General features: G+C 34.6%; 14 protein-coding genes. 4 read left to right on the top strand and 10 right to left on the bottom strand.

Annotated elements, in window-relative coordinates; genetic code table 11:
• Positions 1-20: 20 nt before the first annotated feature.
• From icd to IAE51_RS03305, 10 genes are all read right to left on the bottom strand, one after another.
• Positions 21-1,259 (bottom strand): NADP-dependent isocitrate dehydrogenase, encoded by a 1,239-nt coding sequence (gene icd / locus IAE51_RS03260; protein ID WP_010905501.1) that lies wholly within the window; start codon positions 1,257-1,259, stop codon positions 21-23.
• A gap of 20 nt (positions 1,260-1,279) precedes the next feature.
• The gene (acnA, locus tag IAE51_RS03265) at positions 1,280-3,826 is read right to left on the bottom strand and encodes an aconitate hydratase AcnA (protein ID WP_200094736.1); all 2,547 of its coding nucleotides are present in this window, start codon (positions 3,824-3,826) and stop codon (positions 1,280-1,282) included.
• Positions 3,823-5,148, bottom strand: a complete 1,326-nt coding sequence (locus IAE51_RS03270) for a citrate/2-methylcitrate synthase (protein WP_143459458.1) — start codon at positions 5,146-5,148, stop codon at positions 3,823-3,825. Before IAE51_RS03270 ends, acnA begins: the two co-directional genes overlap by 4 nt.
• Positions 5,149-5,271: 123 nt before the next feature.
• Positions 5,272-8,685, bottom strand: a complete 3,414-nt coding sequence (locus IAE51_RS03275) for a pyruvate carboxylase (RefSeq protein ID WP_200094738.1) — start codon at positions 8,683-8,685, stop codon at positions 5,272-5,274.
• 105 nt (positions 8,686-8,790) lie between these two features.
• A complete protein-coding gene (locus tag IAE51_RS03280) occupies positions 8,791-10,053 on the bottom strand; it encodes an FtsW/RodA/SpoVE family cell cycle protein (RefSeq protein WP_012897351.1) in 1,263 nt (420 codons plus the stop codon).
• 340 nt (positions 10,054-10,393) lie between these two features.
• Positions 10,394-10,540: a 50S ribosomal protein L33 gene (gene rpmG, locus IAE51_RS03285; RefSeq protein WP_003129585.1), complete on the bottom strand. Its 147-nt coding sequence runs from the start codon at positions 10,538-10,540 to the stop codon at positions 10,394-10,396.
• Positions 10,537-11,754: a multidrug efflux MFS transporter gene (locus IAE51_RS03290; protein WP_012897350.1), complete on the bottom strand. Its 1,218-nt coding sequence runs from the start codon at positions 11,752-11,754 to the stop codon at positions 10,537-10,539. The genes rpmG and IAE51_RS03290 overlap by 4 nt, the downstream gene beginning before the upstream one ends.
• 2 nt (positions 11,755-11,756) lie before the next feature.
• Positions 11,757-12,416 carry a dephospho-CoA kinase gene (gene coaE / locus IAE51_RS03295; RefSeq protein ID WP_033899639.1) on the bottom strand — a complete coding sequence of 220 codons (660 nt, stop codon included), beginning with the start codon at positions 12,414-12,416 and terminating at the stop codon, positions 11,757-11,759.
• Positions 12,417-12,547: 131 nt separating this feature from the next.
• Entirely contained in the window at positions 12,548-14,911 is a 2,364-nt protein-coding gene (pflB, locus tag IAE51_RS03300) for a formate C-acetyltransferase (RefSeq protein ID WP_003129579.1), read from the bottom strand.
• Positions 14,912-15,171: 260 nt separating this feature from the next.
• Positions 15,172-16,089 (bottom strand): magnesium transporter CorA family protein, encoded by a 918-nt coding sequence (locus tag IAE51_RS03305; RefSeq protein WP_003129577.1) that lies wholly within the window; start codon positions 16,087-16,089, stop codon positions 15,172-15,174.
• A gap of 191 nt (positions 16,090-16,280) precedes the next feature.
• Between IAE51_RS03305 and IAE51_RS03310 the strand changes: the two genes are divergently transcribed.
• From IAE51_RS03310 to IAE51_RS03325, 4 genes are all read left to right on the top strand, one after another.
• A complete protein-coding gene (locus tag IAE51_RS03310; RefSeq protein WP_200094741.1) occupies positions 16,281-17,804 on the top strand; it encodes a class I adenylate-forming enzyme family protein in 1,524 nt (507 codons plus the stop codon).
• A gap of 185 nt (positions 17,805-17,989) precedes the next feature.
• On the top strand, positions 17,990-18,559 hold the full coding sequence (locus IAE51_RS03315) for a TetR/AcrR family transcriptional regulator (RefSeq protein WP_012897348.1): 570 nt from the start codon (positions 17,990-17,992) through the stop codon (positions 18,557-18,559).
• 11 nt (positions 18,560-18,570) lie between these two features.
• The gene (locus IAE51_RS03320; RefSeq protein WP_017864217.1) at positions 18,571-19,644 is read left to right on the top strand and encodes an ABC transporter permease; all 1,074 of its coding nucleotides are present in this window, start codon (positions 18,571-18,573) and stop codon (positions 19,642-19,644) included.
• A gap of 2 nt (positions 19,645-19,646) precedes the next feature.
• Positions 19,647-20,318 (top strand): ABC transporter ATP-binding protein, encoded by a 672-nt coding sequence (locus tag IAE51_RS03325; protein WP_010905491.1) that lies wholly within the window; start codon positions 19,647-19,649, stop codon positions 20,316-20,318.
• Positions 20,319-20,412: the final 94 nt, after the last annotated feature.

Below are 20,412 nucleotides of genomic sequence, written 5' to 3' on the forward strand. Positions count from 1 at the left end.
TCTGATTATCAATCTATTTTTTAATATGTTTTTATAAAATCAATCAAAACGTCGGAAAATTTTGAAGTTGAAAGTTTTCCACCTAAATCAGCTGTCAAATTTCCATTCCTGAATGAAAATGAAAGAGCAATTTTGATTAATTCAGCCACCTCTTGCCAGCCTAAATACTCAAACATCATCACTCCAGATAAAATTAGACTAGAAGGATTTGCTATATTTTTTCCAGCGATATCTGGAGCTGTTCCATGAGTTGCTTCAAAAATAGCATGACCGCTTTTATAATTAATATTCGCACCTGGTGCAATTCCAATTCCTCCAACCTGTGCGGCAAGTGCATCTGAAATATAATCACCATTTAAATTAAGAGTGGCAATTACTTCAAAATTTTCAGGATTTAAAATAATCTGTTGGAGGAAGTTGTCAGCAATTACATCATCTACATAAATTTTTCCTGATTTTAATGCTGCTTTTTTCTCATTTTCAGCTTGTAAACTTCCTCTTTCATTTTTGATTTCATCGTATTCTAGTTTTGTAAAAGTTGGATATTCCCTAGCAACCTCATAGGCCCAATTTCTAAATCCTCCTTCAGTAAATTTCATAATATTTCCCTTATGAACAAAGGTCACTCTTTTTTTGTTCATTTTCAGAGCGTACTCAAAAGCCGCATTTACCAGTCGTTTACTTCCTTCAGGACTAACAGGTTTTATTCCTAGTGCTGAAGTTTTTGGAAAGCGAATAGAATGGACATTCAATTCTTTTTCTAAAAATTTTAATAAGTTGTGAGACTCATTTGTTTCACTAGCAAATTCAATACCTGCATAAATATCTTCTGTATTTTCTCGAAAAATTGTCATGTCAACTTTTTCTGGCGCCTTAACTGGGGATTTTATCCCTTTAAAATATTCAACTGGTCTTACGCAAGCATATAAATCCATTTTTTGTCTTAAAGTAACATTAATTGAACGAAAGCTTTCACCGACCGGGGTCATTAGTGGTCCCTTTATCGCAATTAAATTTTCATTAATATGAGCGAGAGTTTCTTTGGGCAGATATTCTCCACAAGTCTCAAATGCTTCTCCTCCTGCCAATAATTTTTGCCATTCTATTTTCTTTTTTTGACCATAAATTTTTAGAACCGCAGCATCAAAAACTTTTTGCGCCTGAGGAAAAATATCTTCGCCAACACCATCTCCTCTAATATAACCAATTGCTGGATAATCTGGCACAACTAATTTTCCATTTTTCATCTCAATTTTCATAATAATTTTCACCTATTTTTTTATTTTTTCCGAATCACATAAGGCATTATACCGTCATTAGCATAGTAATCTAAATCCGCCTGAGAATCAAAGCGTAAAAGAACCTCAAAGTTTTTTTCGGCAGTACTTACAGTAATTTTTTCATGAATTTTGGGATTTTCTGGTAGCTCTATAGAAAAACTTTCATAACCACTTAATCCTAAAGTTTCGGCATTTTCATTATCTAGAAACTGTAGGGGAAGAACACCCATCATGACGAGATTACTTCGATGAATACGTTCAAAACTCTCAGCAATTACAGCCTTGACTCCAAGTAATTTTGTTCCCTTGGCCGCCCAGTCTCGACTGGAACCCATTCCATAATCCTTACCAGCAAGAACAATTAATCCTTGTCCTTGTTCTTTATATTTTTTAGCTACCTCATAAATAGGTAATGTTTCATTATTGAATAGAGAATAACCTCCCTCAAGAGGAGCAACAAGCTGATTTTTGATACGGATATTAGCAAATGTTCCCCTTGTCATTACTTTATCATTTCCACGTCTTGAACCAAAACTATTAAAATCCTTATAAGCAAGTCCTCGAGAACTTAGATAATCCCCAGCTGGGGATTTTAAAGGAATATTCCCTGCTGGACTAATATGGTCAGTTGTGATAGAATCACCAAATTTTGCTAAAACATGTAAATTTGACAGTGAAGCTATCGGTTTATTTATCATAGTTAAGTTTTCAAAATATGGTGGATTAGAAATATAGGTAGATTCAGATTTCCAGTCATAAACTTCACTTTTCTTTGTTTTGATATTATTCCAGACTGTATTTTCATCAAAAACCTTAGCATAACTTTCAGCATATAAATCACTTGTTACGTATTTTTGCACTAAATCATTCACTTCATCAGAAGTTGGCAGAATATCTTTCAAATATACCTTTTCACCTTCTAGATTAGTCCCCAGAGCAACAGTTGTTAAATTTTTACGAACAGAACCCGCTAAAGCATACGCAACTACTAATGGAGGACTTGCTAGATAGTTCGCCTTCACTAATGGATGAATTCGACCTTCAAAATTTCGATTGCCACTCAAAACACTCGTTGCAATCAGTTCTTTATTTCTAATCTCTGTTTCCATTTCACTTAAAAGTGGCCCTGAGTTACCTATACAGGTTGTACAGCCATATCCTACTAGATAAAATCCCAACGTTTCAAGATAAGGAAGGAGACCCGCTTTCTCTAAATAAGAGGTAACAACTTTTGAACCAGGAGCTAATGAAGTTTTAACCCAGCTAGGAACCGTAAGGCCTTGTTCTACTGCATTTTTTGCAAGTAATCCCGCCATCATCATAACATGTGGATTACTCGTATTGGTACAACTTGTAATAGCGGCAATTGCAATTTTTCCATCCTCTTCTTTCAGAGGTTTTTGTTTTTTAGCAAAGTCTTCAAAGTTATTTGCTAGCTCAGACAATTCAAGCATATCTTGGGGACGAGAGGGACCTGATAATCGTGTTGCTACTTCACTTAAATCAACATTAATCGTCTTATTATAGTATGGTTCACGTTTTTCGTCATAAAATAACTTATTTGCCTTTGCATAGGTTTCTACTCGCGCAACCACTTCCTCAGAACGATTTGTCGCCCGAAGATATTTCAAAGTTTCATTATCAATCGGAAAATATCCACAGGTGGCACCATACTCAGGAGCCATATTTGAAATTGTTGCTCTATCTGCTAAACTTAAATTTTTTAGTCCTTCTCCAAAAAATTCAACGAATTTTCCTACCACTTTTTCATCTCGTAAAATTTTTGTCATTGTCAAAGCTAAATCTGTTGCAGTAGCAAATGCTCCTAAATTACCTATTAATCTAACTCCTACTACTTCTGGAACAGGCAATGAGCTAGGCTCTCCTAGCATCACTGCTTCTGCTTCAATTCCTCCTACTCCCCAACCAAGAACACCAAGGGCATTAATCATTGTTGTATGACTATCTGTACCAAAAACACTATCTGGATATAAAACGCCATTTTTTTCGGTAATTACTTCACTTAAATATTCAATATTAACTTGATGAATAATACCTGTTGCTGGAGGGACTACTCTAAAATTATCAAAAGATTGCTCTGCCCATTTTAAAAATTCGTAACGTTCACGATTACGTTCAAATTCTTTTTTTGAATTTAACAGAAAAGCCTCTTCATTTCCTTGAAAATCTACTTGAACAGAATGATCAATTACTAAATCCACTGGAATTTCTGGGTTAATTAGTTCAGGATTCTTTCCTAATTCAACCATTGCGTCTCTCATTGCCGCAAGGTCAACAATAGCTGGAACTCCTGTAAAATCTTGAAGAACAACACGGCTTGGTAAGAAAACTGTTTCTTGACCAACTTCCCCTTTTAAATAGTCTTTAACGGATTGAATATGAGCCTGATTAATATTCTCATCATTTTTCTGTCTAAGCAAACTTTCTAAAAGAACTCGTAAACTATATGGAAAGTCTTCAATTCTTTCAGTTTCTGAGATATCATAATAATGGTATATTTTATTAGAAATACTTATTTTTTTCATCTTTCCCCCAACTTTATATAATTTTTTGATTCTAAGACACTTTCATAGGCTGGACGGATAATCTTATTCATATTAATTAGTTCTTCTATACGATGTGCTAACCAACCTACAATTCTAGCAATCGCAAATAATGGAGTAAATAATTCTTGTGGAATTTCTAATATTCTATAGACAAAGCCAGAGTAGAAATCAACATTTGGACAAATCGTTTTATATATTTTCCGATTTTCCGATATTACTTTAGGAGCTAGCCTTGCAACTTTTTCATATAACTTGAATTCCTCTTCCAATCCTTTTTCTTTTACTAAAGTCTCGACATAGGATTTAAAAACCTCAAACCGTGGGTCGCTTACACTATAAATGGCATGACCAATACCATAAATTAATCCTTGCTTATCAAAAACTTCTTTATTTAAGATTTTATGGAGATACTTTTCTATTTCAGCATCATCTTCATAATTAGAAATATTTTCTTTTATATTTTCTAACATTTTTGCTGCCTTAATATTAGCCCCACCGTGTTTAGGCCCTTTTAAACTGGAAAGGGCAGAAGCAATTGTAGCATAAGTATCTGTTCCACTTGAGGTGACCACATGAGTCGTAAAAGTCGAATTGTTACCTCCACCATGTTCCATATGGAGAATCAAGGCAATATCTAATACTTTAGCCTCTACCTCTGTGTAATGGCAGTCTGGGCGAAGCATTCGTAAAATATTCTCAGCGGTCGTCATTTTTGGATCAGGATAATGAATATAAAGACTTTCTTTTTTAAAATAATGAACATAAGATTGGTAACTGTAAATCGCAAGAAGTGGAAAATCAGCAATAAGTCCCAAAGATTGTTCTAAAACATTTTCAATCGAGATATCTGAAACTTTCTCATCGTAACTAGCAAGAGCTAGTATACAACGGCTCATCGAATTCATCACGTCACTTGAAGGGTTGGTTAAAATAGTTTCACGGACAAAAAATTCTGGTAGAGTTCTCCTACTGGCTAAAAGGTTTTGAAATTCCTGAAGTTCATTTGCCGTGGGAAGTTCTCCAAATAACAATAGATAAGTCATCTCTTCAAAACCAAAACGATTTTCTTTTCTTAAATCATTAATAATATCTTTAATATTATAAGCTCTATACTCTAAAATACCGGGAATTTGGTTTCCTTCTTTATCAAAAGAATGTATCGCCGAAATATTGGTTAAACCCGCTAAAACTCCTTTCCCATTAATGTCTCTTAAACCTTTTTTAACATTGTACTTTTTGTAAAATTCACTAGGAATTTGTGAATTTTTAATCATTTTTTCTTCTTTACTTAATAAATTCATAAACGCCTCCATCTATTTCATTATTATACACTTTTTATTCCGAAAATTATATATTTTCTGAAAATTTAAATATTTTTTTGAAGAAAAATAAAAAACCTACCCAAAAGGTAGGTTTAATTTATATTAATTAATTTCGATTAACAAGTCTTGAGTTTGAATTGCCTCACCTTTAACCACATGAAGGTCAACAATCTCGCCATCAAATGGTGCTTCAATAGTTGTTTCCATTTTCATGGCTTCAGTAACCATCAAGGCTTGACCTTTTTGAACTTTGTCACCAGCTTTAACTAAAATTTCAAGAACAGAACCTGGCATAGTAGCTCCAATTTGGTTTGGATTTCCTGTTTCGGTTTTGCGTTTAGCCACAACTTGAGTTTGTACAGATTGGTCATTAATTACGACTTCTCGACGTTGACCATTTAGGTTAAAGAAGAGAACACGATTTCCAGCTAGGTCAGGTTCTCCTATTTCATCTAAACGAATGCTGAGTGTTTTACCTTTTTCAATTTGTACTTCAATTTTTTCATTGAGACGCATTCCATGTAAGAAAGTAGGAGTGTCAAGTAGTGTAACTGCTCCAAATTCTCTTTGCATTTTTTGATAATCAAGGAAAACTTGTGGATACATGATATATGAGATGACTTCGTGATCTCCTGGTTCATAGCCAATTTTTTGTTCTAGGTCTGTTTTAACAGTTTCAAAATCAACTTTTTCTGCATGTAAGCCTGGACGGTCAGTAATTACGGCTTTATCTTTCACGATAATTTTTTGTAATTCTTCTGGGAAGCCACCCACTGGTTGTCCTAAATCTCCACGGAAGAATGATACTACAGATTCTGGGAAATTAAGTTCGTTACCACGCGCATAAACATCTTCTTCTGTTAAATCATTTTGAATCATAAAGAGAGCCATATCTCCAACTACTTTTGAAGAAGGAGTTACTTTAATAATATCTCCAAACATCATGTTAACTTTACGATACATTTGTTTGATTTCATCAAAACGATGTCCAAGACCAACTGCTGCTGCCTGAGATTTTAGGTTAGTGTATTGACCGCCAGGCATTTCATGCATGTAAACTTCTGTCTGAGGACTTGTAATACCCGCTTCAAATGGTGCATAATATTTACGAACATCTTCCCAATAATGGTCAATTTGTTCAGCATTTTTTACATTAATTGAGGCATGGCGAGGACCATGTTCAAGTGCATAGTAAATAGATTGCATTGATGGTTGAGATGTTCCGCCAGCAAGACTCGCTGTTGCTACGTCAATAATGTCTACACCTGCTTGAGTTGCACCAGAATATGTAATAATTCCATTTCCTGAAGTATCGTGTGTATGCAAATGAATTGGCAAATCAACGGTATCTTTTAATTCTGAAATCAAACGATAAGCAGCTTGAGGTTTCAATAAACCTGCCATATCTTTAACTGCCAAGATATGAGCACCTGTTGCTTCTAATTCTTTTGCTAAGTCTTTATAGTATTGAATATTATATTTTGGTCGGCTTGGGTCTAGGATATCTCCCGTATAACAAATTGTTGCTTCTGCAATTTTCCCATTATCTCGAACGGCTTGAATGGATTTTTCCATTTGGGGTAACCAGTTAAGACTATCAAAGATACGGAAAACATCGATACCTTCATGCGCCGCTACTCGGATAAATTCTTCAATCACATTATCTGGATAGTTTTGGTAACCAACTGCATTTGAACCACGGAAGAGCATTTGGAACATGGTATTTGGCATGAGTTTACGTAGTTTACGTAGACGATACCACGGTGATTCATTCAAGAAACGATAAGCCACATCAAAGGTTGCACCACCCCACATCTCAGCTGAGAAAAGTTCTGGTAGCCCTTGGTCAATCGCTTGGGCAATTCCTTTCATATCTTGTAAACGTAAGCGAGTAGCAAGCAAGGATTGGTGAGCATCACGTAAAGTTGTATCTGTTAATAATACTTCTTTTGTATTTTTAACATAATCAACAACGGCATCAGCCCCTTGTTCATCTAAAATATTTTTGGCTGTCTTTTTCTTTTCAAGATTAAGAAGGGGTTGACGTGGTTCTTCAAAATGACGTTTTTCAGTATTTTCAATCCCTGGGAAGCCATTGACTGTAATCATTGATAAATAATGCAGCGTCTTTGTTCCACGGTCACGTAAGTGTGGGAAGTTGAACAGACTTGGTGTATTATCAATAAAGGTTGTTGTTGCTTGACCACTTGTGAAGTTTTCATTAGCAATAACATTAATCAAGAAAGGAATATTTGTTTTGACACCACGAATACGGAATTCATGGAGAACGCGGTCCATTTTTCTTACGCTGTCACTAAATTCATTGGCAAAAGTACAAACTTTTACTAAAAGTGAATCAAAATATGGAGTTACTTCATATCCAGCATAGGCATTTCCGACATCTAAACGTACACCAAAACCACCTGGTGAACGGTAAGTATCAATTTTACCTGTGTCTGGCAAGAATCCATTTTGTGGATCTTCTGTTGTGATTCGACATTGAATTGCTGAACCCAAAAGTGGAATTTCAGACTGTGCTGGAAGTCCAATTTCTCTATGTAAGTCTTTACCTTGAGCAATCAAAATTTGAGCTTGGACAATATCTACACCTGTGATAAGTTCCGTAATTGTATGTTCAACTTGAACACGTGGATTTACTTCAATGAAATAAAATTTATCATCTTTAACAAGAAACTCAACTGTACCAGCATTAACATAGCCAACATTTTTACAAAGTTTGACTGCTGCTTCACATATTTCGTTACGGAAGTCTAGTGAAAGTCCCACGGCTGGCGCAATTTCAATGACTTTTTGATTACGTCGTTGTACTGAACAGTCACGCTCATGGAGGTGAATAATATTTCCATGACTATCTCCAAGAATTTGGACTTCAATATGTTTTGGATTTTCAATATATTTTTCAACATAGATTTCGCCAGAACCAAAAGCTCCAATTGCTTCTGATTTTGCTCTAGCATAACCATCATGCATTTCAGCATCATTACGCGCAACTCGCATTCCGCGACCACCACCGCCTAAAGCGGCCTTAATCATAACTGGATAACCGTAAGTTTTAGCAAATTCTAAAGCGCCGTCGATATCTACTGCCCCATTTGTTCCGGGAATTCCTGGAACTTTTGCTTCGTCGGCAGCTGCTTTAGCTTTAATTTTATCACCGAAAATATCCAAATGATGAAGTTCAGGACCCACAAAAACTAAACCTGCTGCGCGAACTTTGGTAGCAAATTCGAGATTTTCAGATAAGAGGCCATAACCTGGGTGAATAGCATCTGCTCCTGATTCAAGGGCAACACGAATGATATCATCAATATCCAAATAGGCATCAATTGGTTTTTTTCCTTGACCGATTAGATAAGATTCATCTGCTTTAAAGCGATGAACAGAATATTCATCTTCTCTTGCATAGACGGCTACAGTAGAAAGTCCGAGTTCATTACAGGCACGAAAGACACGAACGGCGATTTCTCCACGATTGGCGACGAGTAGTTTTTTCATTTTGACTCCTTAATGAGGCTTGCTTGGAAAGGTAATTGGTCATTACCTTTCACTCTTTCATATATTATAAAAATCTTTTATACACTTTTAAACGACTGACAATTGTCAATCGTTTTCATAAGTTGGGACACTGCTACTATAATGATTTGAGAGCTCAGAAACTTCTCTTCGTTTCTCATCAGCTGAAATATTTAATGCAAATGCAATTCCCAACGATAAGACAAGGAAGGACGACCCTCCTTGTGATAGGAAGGGGAAGGTTACTCCTGTTTCTGGAATAATTCCGATTGCTCCACCCACATTGACAAAGACTTGAACTAACAATAAACCAGATACCCCAATCATAATGAGTGAGTTAAAGGCACTTTTAGCACGAATTCCAACAATTAACATTCTGCTTATCAAGAAAAAGAGAATAGCTAGAATAATAATTCCGCCAATGATTCCTAATTCTTCCACGACAATTGGAAAGATAAAGTCAGTTTGAGCTTCTGGTAAGAAACCATTTTTTTGAATCGAATTTCCTAAACCACGCCCTGTCCAACCACCATTAACTATAGCATAGTATGAATTAGCTAACTGGTGTCCAGAATTGGCTAAGTCTGTAAAAGGATTAACAAAAGCTTCAAATCGTTTATTGATATAAGCGATGGGTAAGAAACTTGGAATGATATTTCCACCTACAATGAAAAGAAATCCTAAGAAAATGGCCATCAAAGATAGAATTAATTTTGAATAGCCGGAATACCAACGCCAAGATATACCGCTGGCTCCAATCATTATCAAAGCAACTGCAGCAATAATCAAAGTATTACCTAGGTCAGGCATGATAAGGTCAACCAATAAAATGGCAACTACGGGTAATCGCCAACCACCAAAAAGTTTTTGAAAGAGCGTCTTTCCTTTAAAAATCTCATTTATATCACGTTTTTCAATTTCTTCTTGTTTTGTTGAAAAAACTGAGGCTAAATACCAGATAATAAAAACTTTGGCAAATTCTGCTGGCTGCACCGTTCCGATTCCTGGAATATGAATCCAACCTCTGGCTCCATTTACGGGTGCTGTCAGAGCAAAACTGGAAGGCATTATCCTACAAAATATTAATGACAGAATCAAAATAACCATTATTGTTCCTATCATTTTTCTATTCTTAAGGGCTCTAAGTTTCAGACGGTAAATCACTGCAATCATAATGAGACTCAATAATACGAATGCTGTTTGGTTAATTACTAATTTATAAGGATTTAATCCTTTTTGTAACTGATCAGGAACCGTGGTTGAAAAAACCATCACAATACCAATTCCTGCAAGAATTAGGTATGGAATCAATATAGAGTAGTTTAAAAAATTATTCTTATTTAAATTCATTATCTTTTTTTCCTCATTCATATTATTATAGCATGAGTTGAATAATTTATAAAGATTTTCAAAGTGCTTATAAGTTTCTACCACCCAAAGATAAGGTATTTCCGAATATATTTTTTAAACTGAATTTTTTCTTTTATAAATAGTCCACAAAATTATGATTAAAATTTTTTATCTGTCTCTATCAACTGCTATTATAATGAAAAAATAATGTCTTTTTTTGCATAAAACACCTCTAATGAAATATTGTTTACTTTATTATATAATATTATCACAATTCTTAATAAGTGTACATAGTAAAAACTTATTATAAATAAAAAAACAGCAAGATAATTCTTGCTGTCTAACCTTCACGATGAAGTGTAACAATTCGTTCTTTGGGACAAAACTTCATTGTTTCAACTTTTTCCGGATGGGTTGCTTTATTTTTACTACTAATATAATTTTTATTCCCACAAGAACTACAAATTAATGTGATTTTTACTCTCATTCCATAATACTCCGTTTCCGCAGATATTTTCGGAAATTAATAAAGGACCAAATAATATTAACAATGACAAAAAGACTTGTCCCTACAATTGCTGCTCGATAACTAATATAACCTGCAATTGCTGATCCGACCAATGGACCGGTTACCATTCCTAAATTAGAACACATTTGTGCGTAAGCAAAAATTCTGCTGACACCTTCTTTGGGAGTAATTTTTGAAAGCAACGAATTTACTGACGGCATCAAAGCACCAGTTCCAAAACCAAGAAGGAAGCGTAATATCCCAAGTTGGAGTGGGCTTTGCACAAAGGCCATTGGTAAATAAATAATAAATGTAAAAACTAGTCCAATCAAAATTAAACGATGCGAACCGTATTTATCTCCTAAACGTCCTAGAAAACTTGATGATAACATTGCCGACAATCCAACTGCTGACACAATTAAACCTGAAATGAACATCAAATTGTTCGTGCTTGTCGTCAGGGTTTTGATATACAAGGTCACAAATGGTTCAATAGATTGCGAGGTGATTTGAATAATAAATGTTGTCACTAATAATCCAAAAAGAATTTGTTTGTTACTGACTTTATTAATAATTTCTTTACTAGATAACATTTCACCTTTAGCAATTGGTTCAAAGTTTTCATGAACAAAGAAAATGGTCAGTAAAGTTGCTAGGGCTAATAGAGCGCCGACAATCAAAAAGACATTTGCCATGCCAAACCACTCAGCTAATAACCCACCAAGTGAAGGACCAATCAGTGTTCCAGAAACCATTGCTGTTGCTAATGTTCCAAGGGCATAGCCTGATTTATCTTTTGGAGCTTGTGAAGCAATCATTGCTGTTGAGTTAGGGATATAGCCTGAGAAAAATCCCATTAGCAAACGTAATCCAAGTAACCACCAAACATTAGGGACAAAAGCTATTCCTCCCATTGTTAGGGTCATGACGATACTGGCACGTACCATCATCACTTTACGCCCATGTTCATCAGCTAAACGTCCCCAAATGGGGGCAACTAACCCTGAAGCTAAGGCTGGCAAAGAAAAAGCTAACCCTGAGTAAAGTTCAACATTTCCACCGCTTACGCCCAGTCCTTGAATATACAAGGGGAGAAAGGGCATGACGAGTGAAAATGATGAACCTACAAAAAAGCAGCCAATCCATGTTATAAATAAATTCCTTTTCCAATTAACTGTTTTCGTGCGATTCACCTCTATTTCTGTTCTTCTATCCTAGCTAGTTCTCGCTGGATTTGTTTTTTTAGTGCTTCAATCGTTCCAGAATTATCCAGAATAACATCAGCGACTTTTTGTTTTTCTGACAATGGCATTTGTGAGGAAATTCGTTTTTTAGCTTCTTCTTCCGTAAACTTATTTCTTGCCATCAGTCTTTCTAATTGTATTTTTTCAGGTAAGCTGACCAACCATATTTCATCAAATCCGGTATAATTGTATTCAATTAATAACGGAATATCCATAAATATTGGCTTATTTACTGACAGATTTTTTCCTTGACTCTTTGACTCAAAATTTTTACTGACAGACTTGTCAGTCATTTTTTTTAATAAGTCATCACGTCTATCATATAATTCTGTACGAATAATTTCATCTTGTAAGTTTGATAATTTCTCGCGCTCTTTTGGATCAGAAAAAACTAAAGCTCCTAATTTTTCACGATTTAACTGTCCATTGTCAGCAATAAAATCTAAACCGTAAGTTTCTACTATTGCCTTGTAAAGTTTTCCGCCAGGTTCTTGTAATTGACGGACAACTTTGTCAGCATCAATCACTTGATAACCCTCAGAAATCAAAAAATCAACCACCGTTGATTTCCCACTCGCAATTCCGCCTGTCAATCCAATTACCATTTTCATTCATCTATTTTAGCATAAAATTTAACTTTCTTAAACTAAAAACAATAGTTTTTAACTATTATGATTAATTTTTTCGTAAAAAAAGTCTGTCAGTAAAACTGACAGACCGAATATTCATTAAATTTTAAGAATTAGATGTTTGAAGTATGCATTACTTCTTCATCATCGTTTGAAAGAACTTCATGGAAGACACGTTCAGTTAATTCTTGTTTTTGTTCTGGTGTGAGGTATTTAGTATTGACACAGTAACCAGAGATACGAACGATAACATCTTCACCACGCATGATTTTATCGTAAACATCTTTAAGGTCCATTACGTTCAAGTTAACGTGTTGACCTGCAAATTCAGTACCATTAATCAAAGCACCTGGTGTGAAGTATCCATCAAGAATTTGAACCAAGTTATCCACTTGTTCATCACGAGTTTTACCAAGTGCACGAGGTGAAACTTGAGTAGTCAATGAAATACCATCATTTGCATCTTTGAATTCCAATTTAGCCAATGAGCGAAGGTTTTGCAACCAACCACCCTTAGCTTTATTAGATGGGTTAGCACCTGGTGAGAAGAATTCAAGTTTAGATTTGTTTACTGTACCATCTTCATTGAGGAATACTCCTTTATGCACTGGAGAATTACCAGTTTGTTTAGAGTAAGCAACGTTAGATGTAATTGTCAAAAGTGAAACAGTAGCTTCAGCATTTTTGTAAAGTTTGTGTGAAGCTAATTTTTCATGGTACATTTTCATGACAAGTTTAGCAATATCATCAGCACGATCATCATCTTCACCATAACGAGGGAAATCACCTTCTACTTCGTAATCGTAGATATAGCCATTTTCATCACGCAATGTTTTAACTTTAGCATATTTAATTGCTGAAAGTGAATCAACTGTATTTGCGAATCCACAGATACCAAATCCCATGTTAGCACGAACTTTAGTAGGCAAGAAGGCCATTTGAACTGCTTCATAGTTATATTTATCAGTCATGTAATGAATGATATTCATTGCATCAACATAAGTATCAGTCAACCAGTCGAGAGATTTGTCAAAGTTTTCCATAACTGTATCATAGTCAAGAATTTCGTCACGAACAGGTTCGATGTCGAATACTTTATAATCTTTATGAACGTCATCATAACCACCGTTCAAACCAGTCAACATTGCTTTCAAGACGTTTACACGCGCACCAAAGTATTGGAGGTTATGACGTCCTTCTTCATTTTCTGGATCAAGTGGTGAGACACAACAAGAGATACATGACATTTCGCCATATCCATCTTTAGCCATTGTTTCAACACCTTCATATTGAATAGAAGAATGCTTGTGGCTCATAGACATTGAATAACGTTTGAATGAATAAGGAAGTTTAGAATCCCAAAGAACTGTCAAGTTTGGTTCTGGAGCATTTCCGATTGTATCAAGTGTGTTCAAGAAACGGTAGTCCATTTTAGTGACACGGTGACGTCCGTCATTACCCATACCAGCCATAGATGTCGTGATGAATGTTGGGTCACCAGAATAAAGTTCATCATAAGCAGCTGCACGAGCAAATTTCATTGTACGGAGTTTCAAAACGAAATCATCAACAAATTCTTGAATTTCTTGTTCAGTAAATGTTCCACGAGCAAGGTCACGTTCTGCAAAGATATCAAGAACGATTGGAACACGTCCAAGTGAAGTTGCAGCTCCATTAATGACACGACATACTGCCATATAAGCGATGTTAACCCATTGGATTGCTTCTTTTACGTTCATAGCTGGACGTGAAACATCAAGACCATATAAAGCACCAAAGTTTACAACTTCTTGCAAAGCTTGGTATTGCATATTAATTTCTTCTTTAAGACGAATGTTTTCTTCGTTAATTTCAGTGATTGCATCCCATTCTTTTGCTTTTTCCTTCATAAGGTAATCAGCACCGTAAAGGGCAAGACGTGCATAGACACCAATGATACGTCCACGAGAATAAGCATCTGGCAAACCTGTTACAGTATGAGCATGACGTGCTTTACGAATTGCTGAAGTATAAGCACGGAAGATTCCATCATTTACAGAAGTCATTGTTTGTGACAAAACATCATGCAAGCCTGGGTCAACTGAGAGACCGTGTTCTGTCAAAATCTTTTCAGCAACACGAAGTCCACCTCTTGGCATGAAATTCAAGCGGAAAAGTTCGCTATTTTGCATCCCATAGATAAGTTCAAGTTCTTTATCATTAGCATCGATATATCCAGCAGGGATTTTATCAATAGAGGTTACGCGGTCAGTATCGAAGGGAAATCCTACTTCTTCGTAGTGATTTTTTGTATCTTCAATAATTTTCTTTACTTTAAGTGTACGTTCTGTTGGCCCAGCAAGAAAGCTTTCATCACCATCATATGGTTTGTAGTTTTCTTGTACAAAGCGAGTAACGCTTGCTTTATCACGCCAGTTGGTTCCTTTAAAACCATCCCAAGCTTGTTCAAAGATATTTTCCGTAACTTCGGTTTTCATTTTGAAATCTCCTTTGTTCTTTCTGTTTCAAATTACAACTTCATTATATCATACAGTTTGAGAATAGCAAACAGAATTCAAGAGAAATTACAGATTCTTTACTAATACAGTTCCAATTATTTTAATATCTGTTATACTTTTTTAAAACGTTTTCATAAATAATTCACAAAATAGTTTTAACAAACATTGCTAACTTCATAATCTGCAATCACTAATTAATTTTTTCACAAAGAGCAAAAAAATGGAGATTTTTCTCCATTTTATAACATATCTTTTTTATGTAACCACCAAGTGACCCAAACACATAATAAAATTCCTAGAACTAAAATAAGCCAAACCATCCAATTAAAATTTTGACCAGGAATTGGAACATTCATTCCGTAAAAACCAACAATTACTGCTGGAATCCCTAGAACGAAAGTAGCTGATGTCATGATTTTCATGACAATGTTCAAGTTATTAGAGACAATGTTTGAGAACAAATCTCGGAGATTTTCTAGTAACTTGAGCTGAATCTTGGTTTCTGTATAAGCTTGGTCTGTTTCGACAAAAATATCATAAATCTTTTCAGCAAAACCGTCTTCATCATCTTCTCTCAAGTAATCAATAAAATCCTGAAGTACTTGCATATTATTGTGCAAGGCATCTTCAAAATAAATTAAACTTGCTTGAATGGCAATCAAATCAACAATTTGGTCGTTCTTTGTTGAATTTTTGATTCCCTGTTCAAGTCTGCGACGCCTTGTTCGGAAATCTCTCAAATAATCATGGAAAGTGTGTGTCATTTGATACATCACTTGAAAAATAACTTGATGTTTGTAGCGTTTATAATCATATTCACGCTCGAAAATTAAGCCATTATCAATCTCATGATTAAGTGCTAAAATAACCGATTCATTTTTAGTCCAAACCAAAGAATATGGAAAAGTCGCCACTTCTCCATAATTAGAAAGTGCAGGATATTGTAAGAGAATCAGATTATTATCATTATCATCTGTTTCAAAACGGGCATTTTCATAGTCATCCAAAATTCCTGATAAATAGTCAAAAGGGAAGTCATAGTATTCAGAAATATTCCCAATTTCTTCACGTGTTGGATTGAGAACATAGGTGAAATTCTTCATTTCAGAGGTTGAAATTAATTTTTTTTCGTTGGATAGTTCATAATTTTTAATCATTTTCCTATCTATCCCTTCTTTTCCTGATAAAAGAGGATTGGAATCCTCTTAGTGTCCCTTTAATTGTAGCAGATTTTAGACTTTTTTTCCGAGTATTTTATTCTCTACGACTTAAGAAAACATTTACATTAACTATTGGTCTAAAGAATACTTTGTGATATAATAAACTTATTAACTTGAGGAGATTTTTTTTGAAATTCAAACACGAACCCCTAAATTTGTATCTAAACTTTAAAAAATCAGCTGAACAGTTTCCTGATAGCCCAATTATCTTTGATGAAGCTGTTGGAGCTTTCCCTGAACTAGCTCTTGAAACGACTTACCAAAAGACTCATCAAGCAATTGTTGATAAGGCAAGTCTCTTATCTGAGTTGGGAATCAAAAAATCGGATAAAGTCATTATTTTTAAATCAAGTGCTTTTGATACCTATCTTTTAGCTGTTGCTGTTTCTTATCTAGGCGCTGTTCCAGCAATGATTTCTTATCATCTTCCTGCCCAAACAATGGATATTTTAGCTGGACGTTTAGGCAATCCTTGGCTCATTTATGACCAAGTTACTGACAAAACTGTAAATGAAATGAAGAATCTTGAAGATTCTAAAAAACTTTCTGTCAGTAAATTTGCTTTGGAAAAACCTACTCAAATTGCTGACAGTCAGCAATTGGCCAGTGATGAGATTGCTTATCTCACTCATACTTCTGGAACAACTGGTGTACCAAAATTAATCGCTCACTCTGCTAATTCAATGGGTTGGCGTTGGGTACTTCAAAGAACTGTAATGGATTGGATGCCTGATAAGGAAGAAATTTTAGCTTTCCATATTTCTCCTGTTCATTCTCGTTTCAATATAGGGGTTTCATCAGCAATGACCTTTGGGTTTGGACTTATGCCCCTCAATGATTTATCAAAAGATAATCTTGTCAATCTTTTTGCTAAACATCAGCCTTATGCTTTTGAAACACATCCAAACGATTTTGTTCGTCTAGCGAATCTTGCAAAGCAAGAACCTGAGATTTTTGCTTCAATTCGTTACCTTCACTCAACTTTTGATGCAATTAATAAAGAAACAATGCACACTTTTCTTTCTGCCTCTAAGCAAAAAGAGCCAGTCTTTCTACAAATTTATGGACAATCAGAATGTGGCCCAATGATTTGGAAAAAGCACCGTTTATCAACTTTAGCAGACACTAATGCCCGTGAAATGGGGATTGGTATGCCTGGATTATCTAAAGCACGTATTGCCGATGAAGATGGAAATGAATGTCCTGCAGGTACGCCTGGAAGAATCCACTTCCTCTCAAAAGGAAGAGCTTTGACTTACTATAAAGAAGAAGAACGTTTTAATAAAGAAGTCTATGGTGACTGGTGGGATACTGGCGATTGGGGTCTCATGAATGAAGACGGAATTCTCTTTTTACATGACAGACAAGTTGATTTAATTGATAAAATTGAATCTAATTTGGCAATTGAAGATCTTCTGTTAGACCAACACGACTTCTTAGATGAAGTTGTGATTATTCGTGATAAATCTGGTAAACCACAGCCTATTTTGGCTCTAGCTGAAAATGCGGAAATGGATTGGCCAGCTTGGTGGGCTTCAATTGTTGATTTGCCATTTTTAAATGAACCTATTCTTATGGCTTACGATGAAATTCCTCGTACAGCAACAATGAAAGTTCAACGATTAGCTCTTGAAAGAGAATTGGCTAAATAAATGTTCCTAATTTTACTGACAAAACTGTCAGCCACTTATACATCAGCAAATTTATTATCAAAACTACTGACAAAACTGTCAGTAGTTTTTTTGCTTAAAAAAATTAATTAATTGATGTTAATCAATTAATTTGTTAGAATTTAATAAATGACACAGTGTCATAAATTGAATGAATTGGAGAAAAAATGCCTAAATCAACCTATTTTAGTCTATCTGACGAAAAACGTAATCGCGTATATGATGCCTGTTTAAATGAATTTCAGACTCATTCTTTTCACGAGGCCAAAATTATGCACATCGTAAAAGCTCTTGATATTCCGAGAGGAAGTTTTTATCAGTATTTTGAAGATTTAAAAGATGCTTATTTCTATGTCCTCTCGCAAGAAACCCTTGAAATCCATGATTTATTTTTTAATTTATTAAAAGATAATTCCATTGAAGAGGCTCTAGATAAATACAAATATCTCCTTCTTGAAAATTTAATTGATTCTCCCCAATACCAACTTTATAAATATCGCTTTTTAGATTGGACTTATGAACTTGAAAGAGATTGGAAACCCCAAAGTTCAGCAACCGTCCCAGCTAGTGAAAATGATAATCCAATTTCACAAGTATTAAAATCAGTTGTTCATAATCTCGTTTATAGATTATTCAGTGAAAATTGGACTGAGAAAACTTTTATTGAAAATTATGATAAAGAAATCAAATTAGTCACCGAAGGTTTACTTAATTATATTACTGACAGAAAAAACTAAAAGGAGATTTTATGTTTTTAGCACTAAGAGAAATACGTTATAATAAAGCTCGTTACACCTTAATCGGAGCTATTATTTTTTTAATCGCTTATGTAGTCTTTATACTGTCCGGACTATCTGTAGGACTTGCCAGTCAATTTAAACAAGCTGTCCTTGATTGGAAGGCCGAAAAAGTCGTTTTATCAACAAGTTCAAATAATATTATTTCTGCTTCACAAATTACTTCTGATGATTTAAGTAATATTCATATAGAAAATGGTTCAGAATTATCATTGTTTTCTACTTCTATGCGCAAATCAAAGAGCGAGCGAGACAATATTGCTATTATTGCCCTGCCTGATAAGTCTAAAATCATGCCAGAAGTTCTTGAGGGAAAAAAATTTACTGACAATCATTTAGAAATGATTATCTCAAAAAAGCTGGCAAATCAAGGATATAAAATCGGTCAAGAAGTTTCCGTGGGAAATAATAATATTAAAATAAAAATTGTCGGAATTTCAAAATCCTCTTCTTATTCTGCATCGCCTGTTATCTATACCTCATTTTCCGCTTTGAATCAGATAAAGTTTGGTGAAAAAAGCACTTCAACTTCTTCTGTTAATGCTGTCGTTGTAAAATCTGGAAAAGTTAAGATTGATTCTTCTATTTCAAATCAATATAAAGTCATCTCTATTTCTGATTTAATTAACGATATTCCAGGTTATTCTGCTCAAAATATGACACTCAGCGCAATGATTTACTTCTTATTTCTGATTGTACTGTTGATTATTGGAGTCTTTATGTATGTTATAACTCTTCAAAAAGTTCCGATTTTTGGCATAATGAAAGCCCAAGGAATTTCAAATCGCATAATAATGAACTCTTTACTTGGTCAAAGCTTTATCATTAGTTTAGTTGGCGTATTCGTTGCTTTTATAGCAAGTTATGGAACTAGCTTTATCTTACCCGATGCAATGCCATTTGAAATTAGTCTTACAAACTGGTTGCTCTATGCTTTAATTCTCATCATCGTATCAATTATTGGGTCACTTTTTTCAATCATTACTATCCGTAAAATTGACCCAACGAAAGCAATTGGAGGTTAAAAATGAAAACAATTCTTAAAATGGAAAATGTAAAAAAATCTTTTGGTAGTGGTCATAATGAGATTCAGGCACTCAAAGGAATCGATTTAGCAGTCAATCAAGGAGAATTTGTTTCAATTATTGGTCCCTCCGGTTCAGGCAAAAGTACATTTCTCACAATTGCAGGTGGTTTACAAAGTCCAACTTCTGGGAACATTTCAATCAATGGCTTAGATTTTACACCATTGTCAGAAAAAAAACGTTCTAAACTTAGATTTAAAGAAATAGGTTTCATCCTCCAAAGTTCTAATTTGATTCCTTATTTGACTATTGAAGAACAATTTCTCCTTATTGATAAAATCAATCACGAAAAACTAACTTCTAAAAAAGGGATTGAACTTCTTAAATCACTTGATATTTTAGACTTAAAAGATAAACATCCTAGTGATCTTTCTGGTGGTGAAAGACAAAGGGCAGCTATTGCTCGTGCTCTCTTTAATGAACCAAATTTAATTTTGGCCGATGAACCAACAGCAAGTTTAGACACTGAGCATGCTTATCAGGTTGTTGAATTATTAAGACAAGAAGCTCATTTGAAGAATAAAGCAACAATCATGGTCACTCATGACCAAAGAATGATTAAAAATAGTGACAGTATTTATAAGATTGAAGATGGACTCTTATCAAAAATCTAAATAAAATAAAAACTACTAGCTTACTAGTAGTTTTTTCATAGAATATTTTTTATAAAAAATAATCCTTCTCTAAATAAAGAGAAGGATTAAATCT

Origin of the sequence: Lactococcus sp. S64 (genome assembly GCF_016516525.1) — a bacterium.
GTDB classification, from domain to species: domain Bacteria; phylum Bacillota; class Bacilli; order Lactobacillales; family Streptococcaceae; genus Lactococcus; species Lactococcus lactis.

Coding starts and splice junctions, on each gene's coding strand:
- IAE51_RS03320 (WP_017864217.1), top strand. CDS start 18,571: ATGTTTTTAGCACTAAGAGAAATACGTTATAATAAAGCTCGTTACACC.
- acnA (WP_200094736.1), bottom strand. CDS start 3,826: ATGAAAAAAATAAGTATTTCTAATAAAATATACCATTATTATGATATC.
- IAE51_RS03305 (WP_003129577.1), bottom strand. CDS start 16,089: ATGATTAAAAATTATGAACTATCCAACGAAAAAAAATTAATTTCAACC.
- IAE51_RS03280 (WP_012897351.1), bottom strand. CDS start 10,053: ATGAATTTAAATAAGAATAATTTTTTAAACTACTCTATATTGATTCCA.
- rpmG (WP_003129585.1), bottom strand. CDS start 10,540: ATGAGAGTAAAAATCACATTAATTTGTAGTTCTTGTGGGAATAAAAAT.
- icd (WP_010905501.1), bottom strand. CDS start 1,259: ATGAAAATTGAGATGAAAAATGGAAAATTAGTTGTGCCAGATTATCCA.
- coaE (WP_033899639.1), bottom strand. CDS start 12,416: ATGAAAATGGTAATTGGATTGACAGGCGGAATTGCGAGTGGGAAATCA.
- IAE51_RS03315 (WP_012897348.1), top strand. CDS start 17,990: ATGCCTAAATCAACCTATTTTAGTCTATCTGACGAAAAACGTAATCGC.
- pflB (WP_003129579.1), bottom strand. CDS start 14,911: ATGAAAACCGAAGTTACGGAAAATATCTTTGAACAAGCTTGGGATGGT.
- IAE51_RS03325 (WP_010905491.1), top strand. CDS start 19,647: ATGAAAACAATTCTTAAAATGGAAAATGTAAAAAAATCTTTTGGTAGT.
- IAE51_RS03270 (WP_143459458.1), bottom strand. CDS start 5,148: ATGAATTTATTAAGTAAAGAAGAAAAAATGATTAAAAATTCACAAATT.
- IAE51_RS03275 (WP_200094738.1), bottom strand. CDS start 8,685: ATGAAAAAACTACTCGTCGCCAATCGTGGAGAAATCGCCGTTCGTGTC.